Annotated in this window: 14 protein-coding genes; 5 read left to right on the top strand and 9 right to left on the bottom strand. The window is 67.2% G+C overall.

Annotated features, from left to right (window positions below):
* Window position 1 precedes the first annotated feature (1 nt).
* The 3 genes from BTO20_RS08725 to BTO20_RS08715 form a co-directional block, all read right to left on the bottom strand.
* A complete protein-coding gene (locus tag BTO20_RS08725) occupies window positions 2-937 on the bottom strand; it encodes a type IV toxin-antitoxin system AbiEi family antitoxin domain-containing protein (RefSeq protein WP_087075057.1) in 936 nt (311 codons plus the stop codon).
* A gap of 124 nt (window positions 938-1,061) precedes the next feature.
* Window positions 1,062-1,232, bottom strand: coding sequence for a DUF5302 domain-containing protein (locus BTO20_RS08720; protein WP_087075055.1), 171 nt, complete (start codon window positions 1,230-1,232; stop codon window positions 1,062-1,064).
* A gap of 17 nt (window positions 1,233-1,249) precedes the next feature.
* Window positions 1,250-1,693 carry a PPOX class F420-dependent oxidoreductase gene (locus BTO20_RS08715; protein ID WP_087075052.1) on the bottom strand — a complete coding sequence of 148 codons (444 nt, stop codon included), beginning with the start codon at window positions 1,691-1,693 and terminating at the stop codon, window positions 1,250-1,252.
* 31 nt (window positions 1,694-1,724) lie between these two features.
* Between BTO20_RS08715 and BTO20_RS08710 the strand changes: the two genes are divergently transcribed.
* The 3 genes from BTO20_RS08710 to BTO20_RS08700 are packed head-to-tail and all read left to right on the top strand — an operon-like array spanning window position 1,725 to window position 4,070.
* On the top strand, window positions 1,725-2,546 hold the full coding sequence (locus tag BTO20_RS08710) for a class I SAM-dependent methyltransferase (protein WP_087075050.1): 822 nt from the start codon (window positions 1,725-1,727) through the stop codon (window positions 2,544-2,546).
* 47 nt (window positions 2,547-2,593) lie between these two features.
* Window positions 2,594-3,550 (top strand): alpha/beta hydrolase family protein, encoded by a 957-nt coding sequence (locus BTO20_RS08705; protein ID WP_408632158.1) that lies wholly within the window; start codon window positions 2,594-2,596, stop codon window positions 3,548-3,550.
* Between the two features lie 4 nt (window positions 3,551-3,554).
* Window positions 3,555-4,070: a DUF1697 domain-containing protein gene (locus BTO20_RS08700; protein WP_087075046.1), complete on the top strand. Its 516-nt coding sequence runs from the start codon at window positions 3,555-3,557 to the stop codon at window positions 4,068-4,070.
* 334 nt (window positions 4,071-4,404) lie between these two features.
* Here the strand turns inward: BTO20_RS08700 and BTO20_RS08695 are convergent, their stop codons facing one another.
* Window positions 4,405-7,557 carry a bifunctional cytochrome P450/NADPH--P450 reductase gene (locus tag BTO20_RS08695; protein WP_087075044.1) on the bottom strand — a complete coding sequence of 1,051 codons (3,153 nt, stop codon included), beginning with the start codon at window positions 7,555-7,557 and terminating at the stop codon, window positions 4,405-4,407.
* 48 nt (window positions 7,558-7,605) lie between these two features.
* Entirely contained in the window at window positions 7,606-9,120 is a 1,515-nt protein-coding gene (locus BTO20_RS08690; RefSeq protein WP_087075042.1) for a flavin-containing monooxygenase, read from the bottom strand.
* 131 nt (window positions 9,121-9,251) lie between these two features.
* On the opposite strand from BTO20_RS08690, the gene BTO20_RS08685 reads away from it, so the two are divergent.
* Complete coding sequence (locus BTO20_RS08685; protein ID WP_087075040.1) at window positions 9,252-10,463, top strand: Rv1453 family transcriptional regulator; 1,212 nt, start codon at window positions 9,252-9,254, stop codon at window positions 10,461-10,463.
* Here the strand turns inward: BTO20_RS08685 and BTO20_RS08680 are convergent.
* Window positions 10,460-10,825 carry a GntR family transcriptional regulator gene (locus BTO20_RS08680; RefSeq protein ID WP_198344301.1) on the bottom strand — a complete coding sequence of 122 codons (366 nt, stop codon included), beginning with the start codon at window positions 10,823-10,825 and terminating at the stop codon, window positions 10,460-10,462. The two genes, BTO20_RS08685 and BTO20_RS08680, sit on opposite strands and share 4 nt — an antisense overlap.
* A 37-nt stretch (window positions 10,826-10,862) precedes the next feature.
* Here BTO20_RS08680 and BTO20_RS08675 point away from each other — a divergent pair, with 37 nt between their 5' ends.
* Window positions 10,863-11,576 (top strand): NAD-dependent deacylase, encoded by a 714-nt coding sequence (locus BTO20_RS08675; protein WP_087081822.1) that lies wholly within the window; start codon window positions 10,863-10,865, stop codon window positions 11,574-11,576.
* Between the two features lie 12 nt (window positions 11,577-11,588).
* Here the strand turns inward: BTO20_RS08675 and BTO20_RS08670 are convergent, their stop codons facing one another.
* Genes BTO20_RS08670 through BTO20_RS08660 form a run of 3 tightly spaced genes read right to left on the bottom strand, consistent with a single transcriptional unit; the run spans window position 11,589 to window position 15,185 of the window.
* Window positions 11,589-12,224 (bottom strand): class I SAM-dependent methyltransferase, encoded by a 636-nt coding sequence (locus BTO20_RS08670; RefSeq protein ID WP_087075038.1) that lies wholly within the window; start codon window positions 12,222-12,224, stop codon window positions 11,589-11,591.
* Window positions 12,221-12,919 carry a TetR/AcrR family transcriptional regulator gene (locus BTO20_RS08665; RefSeq protein WP_087081820.1) on the bottom strand — a complete coding sequence of 233 codons (699 nt, stop codon included), beginning with the start codon at window positions 12,917-12,919 and terminating at the stop codon, window positions 12,221-12,223. The genes BTO20_RS08670 and BTO20_RS08665 overlap by 4 nt, the downstream gene beginning before the upstream one ends.
* Window positions 12,909-15,185: an MMPL family transporter gene (locus BTO20_RS08660; RefSeq protein ID WP_087075036.1), complete on the bottom strand. Its 2,277-nt coding sequence runs from the start codon at window positions 15,183-15,185 to the stop codon at window positions 12,909-12,911. The genes BTO20_RS08665 and BTO20_RS08660 overlap by 11 nt, the downstream gene beginning before the upstream one ends.
* Window positions 15,186-15,227 lie beyond the last annotated feature (42 nt).

Genomic DNA, 15,227 nt, shown 5'->3' with positions numbered 1-15,227 from the left:
GCTATGCGGCGCGGTCGTATCGGCCGAACGCGCACCCCGCGCCGCATGGCCGACCCGGTGCGATGATCCCGTGCCGCTGCAAAACCAGAGCAATCTTGCCCGCCGTGTGGCACGGCCGGTCGAAGACCTGCCGATACGACAGCCTGACGGTCGACCGGCCGTCGACCGCAGCATCCAGATCTCGTTCGAAGTCCGCATCCCGCCGGGTCGCCGAATCGTGAAACACCCGGCCATCGAGTTCGACCACGAGCCGTTCGCTGTACTCGGTATCGCGATAGCAGACGCCGACGGACGACGCCGAACGCTTCTGTCGGATGGCTCGGGGCAACCCGTGCGGTCGTTCGACGCGAACAAGATAGCCATGCTCAAGGACCGAGCAGGTACCGTCGGCGATGTCGACGAGAACCGCTCGCAACCATCGGCGACGACGCACGCGCCCGCGAGAATCCAGAGTTTTGAGTAGCCGGTGCGCAGTCGTGCGCCGAGATTGGCACGCATTGGCCAGGACAGCAATGGCATCGAGTTCGGATGTCGCCCGGCACGCGACGTCCAGCGCAGCGTCGTCGTAACGCATCCGCGGTGGGCCGACGTTCCACAGCGCCCGTTCCTCAAGGTGGGCGAGGTGGTAAATGCGGACTCCGGCAGGCTCCGCCAATGCCGCGCGGTCTCGCGCCACGGCGACGTGAATCGGTGAAACTTCGTCACCCATGGCCGATTCAAGGCATAGCACCGCCGGAGCCGCGTAAAGCACTGCGGCCCAGGCTCGTTGCGACCACGTCAATGGCCCGGTGTGATTGATGTACACGCCGGCATGCACCCGCGCCCACTGGTTGCGCCTGAGCAACCGCCGGATGTCGTGTTGCACCAGCCCCGCACCCAGCGCCTGCCGGCGCGATATCACCCCGTCCTGTAGCCGAAGCAGGTCGTCGATGTCCACCGCTTGGATACTCGTCGACCTGGCCGGCGGCCACCAGAGCACACGTCGACGTTCTGTGGATAACCGTCTACGCAGAGGATCGCAGCCGCCAGGTGACTGCAATCCTCTGCGCTGTTAGAACGCCTTACCCGCTCTTGCGGCGGAACTCCCTGCGGTTCTCCACGGGGCCGTGCGCGCGGGGCTGCTTGTTGCCGCCGTCCTTGTGCGCCGATCCGCCGCTTGCCTGGGCCTTCTTACGTTCCAGCGCCTCCCGGAACTTAGCCTTGGTGTCGTCTGCTTCCGGTGTCTCCGCCATGGCGCCAGCCTAGCCAATCAGCGGAGACCCGGCGGCATTCCGTACAGGTGTGAGATGGGCAGTGTCAGCTTCACGCGACGGTCGTCGACCATGGCCCGCCGGTAGTCGTCCCAGTCCGGGTGTTCCCCGGCGATGTTGCGATACAACGCGATCAGCGCCTCGACGGTGTCGTCGTCGGGTGACGCCGCGGGCGGGGTGAGGATCGCTTCGCCCTCGGCGACGGCATACGCCCAACCGTCATCCGAACTGACATGGATCGATGCCCGCGGATCGCGGCGCAGGTTACGCGTCTTGGCCCGCGGTTCGGTGATCGACACCTCCAGGGCCACCGCACGCGGGTCGAAGTAGTACGACACGTTCGACAGCTGCGGCCGCCCGTCCTGTTTGATCGTGGCCAACACGCCCAGCGAGTTGCCACTGATCAGTGCCAAGAGCTTGTCGTCGAAAACCTGGCGCCCCATAAACCGAGCGTACGTCCTTACTATCAACTCGATGAGTGTGATTGACGGCAATATCCTCGACGGTGTCTCGGCCACCACGCTGTGGACCCTGCACAACCGCGGCACCGAGGCCAAGCGCTCCGACGGCGTGATCAGGGATCCGTGGGCGGTCTCCCTGCTCGACGCGATCGACTACGACTACCTCAAGTTCGGCAAGCCCAACCAGTCCCACGGGTTGCGGGCCCGCGCGTTCGACGCCGTGGCGAGCGACTACCTCTCGGCCCATCCGCGGGCCGCGGTGGTGGCCTTGGCCGAAGGCCTTCAGACCAGTTTCTGGCGACTGGCCCGCACCGGCCTCGCAGACGAATTGACTTGGTACTCGGTCGATCTGCCACCCGTCATGGCGTTGCGCGAACAGCTGCTGCCCGCTGACGACCGCATCGTGCCCCTGGCCCAGTCCGCTCTGGACCGCAGCTGGATGGACCGAGTCGACGCGTCGCACGGGGCGTTCATCACGGCCGAAGGCCTGCTGATGTACCTGCAGCCCGACGACGTGATCGACCTGATCACCGACTGCGCCGCGCGATTCCCCGGCGGACGGTTCATGTTCGATTCGGTGCCACACTGGTTCAGTCGCCGCACCCTCAAGGGCTTACGGCTCTCCGATCGCTATGTCGCGCCGCCGATGCCGTTCGGGCTGACTGCCGACGAAGGCCTGGCCCTCGCCGAACGCATTCCCGGCGTACGGGCAGCCCGCGACATCGCGCTGCCACCCGGGCGGGGCCTGTTCAAAGTGGCGGCGTGGCCGCCGCTGGACCGGGTCGGTGCGTTCCACCGGGCGCGACCCAGCATCACGCTTCTGGAATTCTCCTAGCCCCGGCCGCCCGCGCCGAATATGGTGTCAGGCAAAGGGAGAGGGCATTGCGTCGGAGGGACCTGGCCGCCGTATTCGGCGCGGTGTTGGCAGTTGCGGTAGTGCCGTCGTGCGCGGAGAGTTCGGTTGCGCCGAAGGTGCTCGCGCCCGCGCCCGAGTTGGTCAGCCTCGCCGAGATCACGGTGGAACGGTTCTGGTACCCGATCGACGAGCGGCCCGGCTCCCCGGCCGACACCGGCCAGAACTGGGCCGACCTGTACCTGCCCGCAGGCCCGCAGCGGATCGACAGTATCCCGCTGGTGGTGCTCATCCACGGCGGCGCTTGGCAAAGCACCCTCGGCGCCAACGTATTCGACGGTCTGGCCCGCGAACTCGCCGGCCGCGGTTTCGCGGTCTACAACGTCGAGTACCGCCGGATCGGCTCCGGCGGCGGGTGGCCGAACACCTTCCGCGACGTGGCCCACGCTCTCGACAACATCATCGAGGTGGACCGCAAGTATCCCCAGCTGACCACCGACGACGAATTGGTCGTCGGGCACAGCGCGGGCGCTCAGCTCGCGGTATGGGCAGGCACCCGCAAAAACCTCAAGGCCAACGAAGAGGGCGCCCGGCCGGTGTTTCGTCCGACCCGGGTCATCTCACTGGCCGGTCCACTCGACATGGTGTATGCCGCCAACCACGGTGACGACCACATCGTCACCGTGCTCGGCGGGCGCCCCAGTGAGGTTCCGGACCGCTACGCATCGGTCGACCCGATCCAGAACATCGATCCGACGGTTCCGGTGATCGCCCTGCACGGCACCCGCGACACCGTCGTCGCACCCGCCAACTCCCAGCGTTACGTCGCGGCAGTCAAGCAGCGCGGCGGGCGGGCCGCGGTCGAGTTGCTGCCCGGCGACACCCACACCTCGATCGTGTCGGCGCGCTCCCCCAATTACCAGCACGTCCTGCATGTCATCACCACGACGTCGCAGGCGGAGCTGGCCACTCTGCTCAAGGAGTAATCCCATGCCCCGATATGCGGTCTTTCTGCGCGGCGTCAACGTCGGCGGTGTGAACCTCAAGATGGCCGAGGTGGCCAACGCCTTGACCGCGGCCGGCTTCGACAACGTCAAGACGATCCTTGCCAGCGGAAATGTGTTGCTGGACAGCAAATCCAGCGCCAAGGCCGTGCGGTCCAAGGCCGAACAGGCGCTGCGCGACACCTTCGGTTACGAGGCGTGGGTGCTGGTGTACGACGTCGATGAGCTGCGCGCGCTGTCGGATGACTACCCATTCGAGCGGGAAGTCGAAGGCCATCATTCGTATGTCACGTTCGTCAGCGACGCCGATCTGCTCGACGAATTGGCGGCCCTTGAACCGGGACCCGAGGAGAAGGTGCAGCGCGGTGACGGCGTGCTCTACTGGCAGGTGGCCCGCCACGCCACCCTCAACAGCACCATCGGCAAGACCATGGGCAAGAAGCGGTACAAGTCGTCGACCACCACCCGCAACCTGCGGACCGTGGAGAAAGTGCTGCGGTGAGCCAGAACGAGTTGAACGTGCCGCGACGAACTGCGTGGTGGATCGCTGACACCGCCGCCGGTATCAGTATCAGCTTCTCGGTGATCGCACGTGTGTGCCAACTGTTCGCTGATCACCACCGGCTCGATATGACCGGGACCGAGTACGGATTCGTCACACAAGTCGGCCACGGCTTCGGGTACGTCGCATTCGGCTGGATCGTGGTCGTGCCATCTTTGCCGTCACGAGCCGCATCAAGTACGGAATCGCCAACGACACAACGATTTACCTTGTGCTGCTTCTGCTGGCGGTCATTGCCGTCGTGGTCGTGCAGTAGGCACAACTCAGCTGACGACTACTGCGCCCACACGTCTTCGACGTATCGATCAGTGTTGACCAGATCGGCAAGCCAGCCGGCAGCCGCTTCGTCGTCGGCCCCGGTGAATCGGCGGTAGATGTCGCGGAACGCGCCGCGCACGGCGGGAGCCATCCGGGCCCCGTCTCCGCAGATGTAGACGTGCGCGTCGGTGCCCGGGTCGCCCAGCATCGCCCACACCTCGTCGGCGTCGGCGGCGATACGGTCCTGCACGTACCGGATCTCGTCTTCGGGCCGCCGTGAGAACGCCGGGCGCATCCGCACGACGCCGGCCTGTTCGGCCGATTCGAACTCTTCGCGGAACAGGTAGTCCACATCGGGATGCCGCACGCCGAAGAAGCACAGTGCCGACGTGAACGGCTCCCCGGCGGCCTGCGCCGCCAGCCGGTCGCCGATGAAGCCGCGGAACGGGGCAACGCCGGTTCCGGCGCCGACCATGATGACGTTCTTCGCCGGTTCGGCACCGGCCCGGAAGGCTTTGCGGGCGGTGTCGACGCGCATCCGGATCTGTTGTCCCGGTATGGCATCGGCGAGGTAGCTCGACGACACGCCGCGGAACACGCCGTACCCGGAGCGGGCCGGCCCCTCGAGCACACTGACCACCAGCTCGACCTCACGCGCCGACCGGCGCGCAGAAGAGGCGATCGAGTAGTGCCGGGTGCCCATCGGCTCGAACAACTCCAGCAGCTCGGCACGCGACAGCTCGGTGGCCGGGAACTCGGCCAGGCACTCGGTGACGCTCAGCGCGCGAGTCTCGGGGTTTTCGGCGAGTTCGGCCAGCGCCGTGCGTTCGGGCGGACAGGGGTTGGCCATCGCGAGCTTCAGCAGCTGGCTGCGGCTGGCGGCCTTGCGCAGCTCGATGAAATGGGTGAGCAATTCACGCACACTGACTTCCCGGTCGATGGCGATGGCACGCCGGGTGCTGCGCCGCGGATTGACCGAGATGCGGCGGTCGAGCCGCAGCTCCAGCAGTTCGGCAACCTCCTGCACCACCTCGGGACTGTTGTCAGGGAGCACCGTGACGTGGTCACCGGTGTGGTATTCGACGTCATCGGGCAACGCAATCCGGATGAGCCGCTTGCCATTTCCCATGTCGTGGGCGTCGACGTCGACCAGCGCCACGTTGTCGAGTACGGTGGCCGGTTGCACCTCGAAGCGCGCGTCGATCGCCGATGTGACCGGGCCGTCGATGGCGCGCAATTCGTAGAGCAGCTCCGTGTTGTCGGCAGCGTCGAGCGCCGCGGTACCCGACGCGGGGGCCAGCGCTTGCCACAGCGCCGCGGAGAAGTCTTCGACGGTTCCGGCGAAATCGCCCGACGTGTCGGCCTCGCCCCGCGGAATGACCGGTGCACCAATCAGTTCCGTAAGACGTTCGTCGATACGCTTCGGGACCGACTGATAGGTTTCGGCCCAGTTCCGGTCTCCCACACCCAGAACGGCGTACGGGATCACCGGTTGCGCACGTGTGCCCGTATCGTCGAGCCATTCGACGAAACGTCGTGCGTCGTCGGTGGGCTGGCCGTTGTACGACGCGGCGACCACCACCACCGCCCCCTCGCTCGGCAACGCCCCCGCCGCCGTGTCGAGGGCGGCCACAGTCGTCTGATAGCCGAGATCGGTGGCCTCGTCGGCCAGCTGCTGCGCCAAAGCCCGGCAGTTGCCGAGGTTAGAGCCATGCAGCACAGTCACTTTCGAACCTGGTGCGGCCACCGCGCGCGGGCGTGCTGCGGGTGCCACCTGCGCGGCGGCCTCGGCGTGCCGGCGATCTGCCGGAGTCCGCCGGGCCAACTCCAGATGGAACCCGACCGGTTTGCGCAGCAGGTCACTGTGGGTGCGCAGTTGGTAGTGGTCGACGTCGAGGAAGCGGTACCGATGCAGCAGAGTCGCCAACGCCATCGTCGCCTCGTGCAACGCGAACTGCCGGCCGATGCACGACCGGGCTCCGGTGCCGAAGGGCTTGAACAGGTTCGACGGCCGGTCGGCGGCCTGCTCGGGGCCGAAGCGGTCCGGATCGAAGATGTCGACGTTGTCACCCCATTCGGGCCGGCGGTGCAACGCCGAGGTGGTGATCGTGACAACCGTCCCCTTGGGTATCGGATAACGCCTCCCGATGACCGTGTCCGCCAGGGCCATTCGATCGATCTCCCGGACCGGCGGTGAGAGCCGCAACGTTTCGTCGACAATCTGGCGGATGTAGGTGAGTTTGCCGATCTCGTCGAACGCCGGCACATGGTCGTCGTCCGGTCCGAACAGCGCATCCACCTCGTGACAGGCCCGGTGCAGCACCGCCGGGTGCTTGACGATGCTGTACATCGCCGTCGGCATCAGGGTCGACGTGGTGTCCTGGCCGGCGATGAGGAACGTCAGGATCTGGTTGCGGACGGCGTCGTGGTCGAGGCGCGGTGTGCCGTCGGCGCCCGGCTCGAGCATGAGCGCCAGCAGATCGTCCAGGTCGGCGGCTCCGCCGCGATGCCCGGCGATCAGGTCGTCGATGAAGGCGTAGAGCTTGTCACGCTCGGCGTCGAAGAGGGTGCGGTCACCACCGCCCGGGGCGAGGATCTGGTCCAGCGCGGCCGCGAAGCTCGCCGGGATGTCGGCGAGCCCGTCGTGGTGATAGGAGTCGAACCGCGCGCCGAATCCGGCCAGGCCGACGGTGTCCATGGCGAGCTTGGCGAGGTCCCCGGCCACGTCGACCGCGCGCCGCCCGGCGGCGTCATCCCACTGCGCCAGGAGCTGACGGTTGATGTCCAGCATGGCCGGGTGGTAACTACGCAGCCCACTGAAACTGAAGCCGGGGATCAGGACGTCATGCGCCTGCTCCCAACCGTTTTCACCGGGATACGACGTGAACAGCCCGTTTTCGACGAGGGTGCGGAACCGGTCGAGCCGGTCGGTGATGCCCTTGGTGAACCGACTCTCGTCGCACAACTCGTCGACCAACTCGAGCGAACACGCGTACAGCCGTCGGCTGCCGGTGAAGTCCGCGTAGAACAGTGGTCCGTACTGTTCGGCGAGCACATCCGCGGGCAGCGCGTACAGCCGGCCGGGAACAGGTCCCGGTGGTAGTTCCACGCCGACGGCCGAGGGCACGCCGTCGATCTCGGGTGGCAGCGCCGGCGAGAACGTCTCCATGTGCGCCGAGCATAGCCACCGAATGCCGCTGATCCGTGAGAACGAACCTCAGACCACGAGCTGTGGAGTCTGTGCCGAATTCCTGGCAGCACGCCGGGATCCGAAGCGCAGGGCCGGGTCGACCACCGGGCCGTTGCGGAGCATGTCCGCGTCATAGGTGTAGTTCATCGACATCACCCATGGTCCGCTGGTACCCTGTCGCGGCATCTGGTCGGCGGCACGCTGCACGTAGCCCGCGGCAAAGTCGAGCAGCGGCAGCGTAGCGATACCCGGATCGTCGAATACCGGCCGCACCGAGTCAAAGCCGTTGTCGTCCATGTACTTCAGCAGTCGGCAGAAGTGTTCGCACAGCAGCCCGACCTTGAGCGTCCACGACGAGTTGGTGTACCCGAAGGCGAACGCGAAGTTCGGCACGCCGGAGAGCATGATGCCCTTGTAGGCGACGGCCTCGGGCAGATTCACCGGCTGACCATCGACGGTGAGCGTCATGCCGCCGAACAGCTGGACGTTGAGACCCGTTGCGGTGACGATGATGTCGGCGTCGAGCTCGCGGCCCGACTCGAGCAGGATGCCGCGCTCGGTGAACGTCGCGATGCGGTCGGTGACCACCGACGCGCTGCCGTTGCTGATCACCTTGAACAGATCGCCGTCGGGCACGGCGCACAAGCGCTGGTCCCACGGGTTGTACTGGGGCGCGAAGTGCTCGTCGACGGCGTATCCCTGGGGCAGCTGGCTGGCGTTGACCTTGCGGATCAGCCGCCGCGCGGCGGTCGGGTACTTCTGGCACAGCGTGTAGACGGCGCGCTGCTTGATGATGTTCTTGCGGCGGGTCAGGGCGTAACCGCGGCGATCGCCCAGCAGCCGCTTGGCGGCGTTGGCGAAAGAGTCCTTGGCCGGCACGGGAAGCACGTACGAGGGCGAACGCTGCAGCATGGTCACGTGGCCTGCCGTCGGCGCCATCGACGGAATCAGCGTCACCGCGGTCGCGCCGCTGCCGATCACGACGACCTTCTTGCCGGTGTAATCCAGGTCCTCGGGCCAGTGCTGGGGGTGCACGATCTGGCCGGTGAACCGCTCCTGCCCTTCGAAGGACGGCGCGTAGCCCTGGTCGTAGCGGTAGTAGCCGCCCGCGCAGAACAGCCAGTTCGCCGAGATCTGCACCAGCTCGACGTCCTCGCCGCGCTCGTCGGTGCGCTCGACATCGACGACCCAGCCGGCGTCGGCCGAGCTCCAGGCCGCGCCGAGCACCTTGTGGTGGAACCGGATGTTGCGGTCGATGCCGTTCTCGGTCACTGTCTCTCGCAGGTAGGCGAGGATCTTGTCGGCGGTCGCGATGGCGTGCTCGTCACGCCACGGCTTGAACTCGTAGCCGAACGTGTGCAGGTCGGAGTCCGAGCGGATTCCCGGGTAGCGGAACAGGTCCCATGTGCCACCCGTCGCGCCGCGGGCCTCGAGGATCGCGAAGTTGCGTCCCGGGTGCTCCTGCTGCAGGTAGTAGGCCGCGCCGATGCCGGAGATTCCGGCCCCGACGATCAGGACGTCAACGTGCTCGGTGTGGGTCATTCGGGCTCCCGTGAGGTGGTCTGCTGGAGATGTGTTCAATCGTCGCGGTTTCGGCGGGCGCCACCAAGGTCAAAACAAACCATTTCCGCGAGTCGATGGTGCACTGTGCACCACCGCCCTAGGCTGGCCGGATGACGTGGAAACTGCCGTCTCCGCAGGTGCGGGAGTTGATCCGACAGTGTGCGCAGATCGTCGTCACTGCCCGCCCGGAATGGCTGGAGGAGCTCGACGAAGCCGTGCTGGCCGCCAGCCCGGTGATCGCGGCGGATCCCGAACTCGCGGGTGCGGTCAGCCGCAGCAACCGGGCCAATCTGTTCTTCTGGGGCGCGGCCAATGTCCGCGACCCGGGCGCGCCGGTGCCGCCGAACACCGGTCCCGAACCATTGAGCATCGCGCGGGAAATGGTGCGGCGCGGCATCACCGGATTCCCACTCGACGCGTACCGGGTCGGGGAAGGCGTCGCGTGGCGGCGCCTCATGGAGATCGCCTTCGAGCTGACGTCGGACCCTGAGCAACTGCACGAGCTGCTCGATGTCTGCTCACGCTCGATCAGCGCGTTTGTCGATGCGACGCTGTCGGGGATCGCCGCGCAGATCGAGCTCGAGCGCGACGAACTCACCCGGGGCACGCATGCCGAACGGCGTGAGACGGTCGCGCTGATCCTCGACGGCGCCCCGATCCCGCGCCAGCGCGCCGAGACGCGACTCGGCTACGCCCTCACCGGCGCGCACACCGCGGCGGTGATCTGGACCGAACGCCCGGACAGCGACCTGGTCCGATTGGACCGCGCCGCCGAGGCTTTCGGGGTGACGCGTCCGCTGAGTCTGCTGGCCAGCGTGGCCACCCGCTGGGTGTGGACACCCGGCACCGTCGACGTGGCCGCGCTGGGCGAGCACATCCGCGCGGATCCCGATATCCGGATCGCGATCGGGCCGACCGCCGACGGCGTGGACGGCTTCCGGCGCAGCCATTTCGACGCGCTCACCACTCAGCACATGATGGCGCGGCTGCACTCACCACAGCAGATCGCCACCTTCACCGAGATCGAACTGGTGGCACTGATCACCGCCGATGCCGACCGCGCTGCCGCCTTCGTCAGCCGCGTGCTCGGTGATTTCGAGCTGGCAAGCACCGAATTGCAGGAAACGGTAAGGGTTTTCGTCGACGAGCAGTGCAACGCGTCGCGCGCGGCAGCGAGGCTCTACACGCACCGCAACACGCTGCTGCGCCGGCTGGCCCGCGCCGACGAACTCCTGCCCCGACCGCTCGCCGAGTCCACCGTCGATGTCGCGGTGGCTCTCGACGTGGTGCACTGGCGGGGTCAGACGAATCCGCGCGGCTAATCGAATGCCGTGTCGAGGTAGCGCAGCGCATCGACCTTGCCGATGCCCAGCGCCCGCGCGGCCTCGGCGAACGAATTCGCGGCCGCGGCCATCGCGGCATCCGCCGGATCGGCCCGGGCGACGAACGTGCCGTACCGGCCGCGGGTCTCCAGCACGCCTGCCGCCTCCAGCTCGCGATAGGCCCTGGCCACGGTGTTGACAGCCAGCCCGATCTGGCCGGCCAGTTCCCGGACCGTCGGCAACCGGGTGCCCGGTGAGAGCCGTCCGTCTCTGATGCCGTCGATGATCTGGATTCTCAACTGGTCGAACAACGGCCTGTCAGCATCCGGATCGACCCGGACCCAATCCCCCAACTCGGTCACGTGCTCAGTATCACCCAAAGCCGCTACGTTGGTGAACGTGCAATTGACAGTGCTCAGCGGTGCGGGCATATCGGCGGAGAGTGGCGTGCCGACCTTCCGTGACGTCGAGACGGGCCTGTGGGCCAAGGTCGACCCCTATGAGATCTCCAGCTCGGAAGGCTGGCAGCGGCACCCGGAGCGCGTGTGGGCTTGGTATCTGTGGCGGCACTACATGATGGACGCGGTCGAACCGAACAACGGCCATCGCGCCGTGGCGGCCTGGCAGGACTACGCCGACGTGCACGTGGTCACCCAGAACGTCGACAACCTGCACGAGCGGGCCGGTAGCACAAACGTGCACCACCTCCACGGCAGTCTCTTCGAATTCCGCTGTGATGCTTGCGAATCACAGTTCGAAGGGGTGCTGCCGGCGATGCCCGAGCCTGTGGAGGAGGTCGAGCCGCCACTGTGCTTCTGCGGCGGGCTGATCCGGCCGAACGTGGTCTGGTTCGGCGAACCGCTGCCCGAGCGGGCCTGGCAGCAATCGGTGGCCGCGGTCGGCAATTCCGACCTCGTCATCGTGGTCGGGACCAGCTCGATCGTCTACCCGGCGGCGGGCCTGCCCGAGGCTGCGTTGGCCAACGGCATCCCCGTCATCGAGGTGAACCCGCAGCGCACACCGCTCTCGGACAGCGCGACGGTGTCGTTGCGGGAGACCGCGGCGAGCGCACTGCCCGGTTTGCTGCAGCGCCTGCCGACACTGCTCGGCTAGGTGTACTGACAACTAGGGCCGCACCGCGCGCCCGATTGCCCACTCCGACACCGGCAGCGGCACCCACGACGGCAGCACCCATTCGCGCCGCGCGCCGTCGATCACGAATCCGGCTTCGACGATGGCGTGCTCGGTGTCGCGATGTGTGTGGCAGTTTCCCAGCAGCCGGGGCCAGACGGTGGCATCGGCGACGCGCTGCAACCGGTCCTTGTAACCCGAGCTGGCCACGTGCTCCAGGTACCGCAGTTCCCCACCCGGCCGCAGCACCGAAAACAGCTGCCGCAGAACCGAAACCGGTTCCTCGATGGAACACAGCACCAGCGAGCAGACCACCGCGTCGAACGGTTCGGAGCTCGCGAACTGTTCGGCGGTTTCACCGGTCACCGTGACGGGTACCGACGCGGCAGCCGCGGCCTGCTGCGCCACCTCGGCGAGGTGGCGTTCGGGTTCGATGGCCACGACCTCGGCGACCGTGTCCGGATAGAGCGCGAAGTTGGTGCCGGTGCCCGCGCCGACCTCGAGCACCCGGCCGGTGAGACCGGACAGGTTCTCGGCCCGCAGCCGGCGCAGCGCGTCCGGTTCGTAGCTCGACAGCGTTTTCCACACCCGCGCGAAGAACGGGTTGTCGACGATGGTCGGAGTGCTCATTGGTGGATCCCTTCGGCGAATTCCTTCAGCCGGGCGACGGTGTCGCTCGGCGCCACGTCGGTTCCGATCATGCCTCCGACGATCTGCCCGAGACACACCGCGCGCAACACCCGGTCGGCGAATTCCTCGGCGTCACCCCACGGCAGGTACGGCTTGGCGACCAGCATGGCCGCGACGCCATGGGCCGCGGTCCACAGTTCCAGCGCCATCGCCGTGGCGTCACCCGCCGGGTAGACACCCTCGGCGATGAGCGCTTCCACGGAGGTCCGCAGGTGCATGAACGCCGAACTGTTGAGCGTCAGATCAACATCGCTGCCCGGCCTGCCCTCCCCCATGGTGGCGATGCGGTAGAGCTCCGGGGTGTCCCGGGCGAAGCGCACGTAGGCCAGGCCCTGCGCGCGCAGCACCTCGATCGACGACGGCTGGTCGGAGACCGCCTGCATCTGCTCGTCGAGCTTCTCGAAGTAGCGCGCGCACACGGCGTCCAGCAGCGCGTCCTTGTCGGCGAAGTGCAGATAGATCGAAGGCGGCGTGACGCCCACCCGCTGCGCCACCGACCGAATCGACACGGCCTTGGCGTGGCCCGTTTCGAGCAGCAGTTCGGTGGCGGCGTCGAGGATCTCCTCGCGCAGTTGCTCGCCGGAACCGCGTGGGGCGCGTCGGCGCTTGAGGGGCTGTATCACGTCACCCAGCATCCGCCACGCCGACAGCGGCACATTCCCGTTCGACGGGTTTCGTTGGGCCGGAACTGGACTCGCTGATGCCGATCCGGCGATGCAAGCGGGCCAGCGGGGCCGGTGCCCACCACGACCACTTGCCCAACATATGCATGAACGCGGGTACCAGTAGGACGCGGACCAGGGTGGCGTCGACGAGGATGGCCAAGGTCAACCCAAGGCCGAACATGCGCATGAACGCGACCTGAGCCGCGATCAGTGCGGCGAACGATATCGACATCAGCAGTGCCGCTGCGGTGATCACGCGGCCGGTGCGGGCCAATCCGAGTGCCACCGCCTCGTCATTCCTGAGGCGAGGCGACGTCTCTGCGGATTCGAGCCAGTATTCGCGGATCCGCGATACCAGGAACACCTCGTAGTCCATCGACAACCCGAAGGCGATGCAGAACAGCAGCACCGGCAGGTTGGCGACGAGCGTTCCGGTGGGCGTGGTGCCCAGTGCCCCCAGATTGCCGTCCTGGAAGATCCACACCAGCGCGCCGAACGCCGCAGACAGCGACAACACGTTGAGCAGCAACGCTTTCAGCGGAAGCACGACACTGCCGGTGAGCAGGAACAGCAGGATGAACGTGATGGCCGCGATCACGCCGAGGACCAGAGGGAGCCGCGACGTGATGGCCGCGGAGCTGTCCCGGTTGACCTGCGCGGTGCCGGTCAACTGCACTGCGGCGGGGGCAGGGACAGCCCGCAGTGCGTCGAGCTGTTTCTCGGACGCGGCGCTGAACAGTGGTGCATTGCTGCCGACACTGAGGTACGCGCTGCCGTCCTTGAGCCCGGTCCCCGCCGACGGCGGGCCCACCGACCGTCCGCCGACGAAGGTGCCGCCGGGGGCGGATACCGAGGTCACGTCGGGGACCGCCGACAGCGCGCCGGCGTACCGGTCGAGATCTGCGGGCGTGAGACCGGTCGCGTCGGGGACGACGACGGTGACCGTCGTCGCCGCGTCAGTCGCGAACGATGTCCGCAACTCGTCGCCCACCTGGCGCGCCGATGCCGACTGCGGGAGTACGCGATCGTCGGGGAAGCCCCACTTGATCCCGAGGAACGGCGCGCCCAGCAGCAACAGCACAGCGACCAGCGTGACCCCGATCGGAAGTGACCGTCGCATGACGTGTTTCGTCATGCGGTACCAGAGTGTCTGGTCCACCGGCTTGCGCACCGGTTCGGGCCTGCCGAGGATGCGGCGGGCGAAGCGACGGACGTCGAACGCGTCGAGGCGGTCGCCGAGCAACACGATTGCCGCGGGGGCGATGACGATGGCGGCCAGCGCCGCCAAGCCCACCACCGCGATACCGGCGTAGGCGAACGACTTGAGGAAGTACATCGGGAACAGCACCATCGCGACCATCGACAGCGCCACGGTCATCGCCGAGAACAGCACTGTGCGTCCGGCGGTCGTCATGGTCCGCACCAGCGCCTGCTCGGGCGCGGCGCCGTCGGCCAACTCGTCGCGATACCGGCTGATGATCAGCAGGGTGTAGTCGATGGCCAGGGCCAATCCCATGGCGACGGTGAGGTTCAGCGCGAAGATCGACACGTCGGTGACCATGGTGAATCCGCGCAGCACCGCCAGCGATCCCAAGATCGCGAACCCGCCGACGGCCAGCGGCAGGGCGGCTGCCAGCAGCCCGCCGAACACCCAGACCAGCACCAGGAAGCTGAGCGGGATGGCGATGGACTCCATCATCAACAGGTCTTTCTCGCTCTGCCCGTTGATCTGGACGTAGATCATCGCTTCGCCCCCGGAGCGCACGGTGACCCCGTTGCGGTCGTGCACGAGCCGGTCCGTCAGCTCCTTGGCGTGCTTCTGCGCCCCACTCTCACCCCCGCTGATGCCCGCGACGATGAGGCCGGTTCGGCCGTCCTTACTGATCAGGCCGGCCGCGGCAGGCGGAGGCGCGGTCCACGCCGAACTGACCTGCGTCACGTCCGGGGAGCTCTGCAACGCGGTGACGATGTCGGTGCCCGCTGCCGTCGCGGCGGCACTGTGCACCCCCTGATCGGCAGTCACGCTGATCACCAGCTGCATGTCGCCGCGGTCGAACTTGTCCGAGAGCAGCTTGGCGGCCCGGGCCGACTCCGAAGACGGGTCCTGAAAGCCGCCTGCGGAGAGGCTCTTGGCGACGGGAATACCGAAGATCGCGGCTGCGGCCATCACCAGGGCGGCGATGACGAGGATGCGCCGGGGCGCGGCGATGGCCAGGTGAGCGATCCGGTTCAGCACATCGGTTCCTTCCAACGACCCATTATCAACGTTAACTTAACT

It is taken from the genome of Mycobacterium dioxanotrophicus (genome assembly GCF_002157835.1).
GTDB classification, from domain to species: Bacteria; Actinomycetota; Actinomycetes; order Mycobacteriales; family Mycobacteriaceae; genus Mycobacterium; species Mycobacterium dioxanotrophicus.
This window is presented reverse-complemented; position numbering and strand designations above follow the sequence as displayed.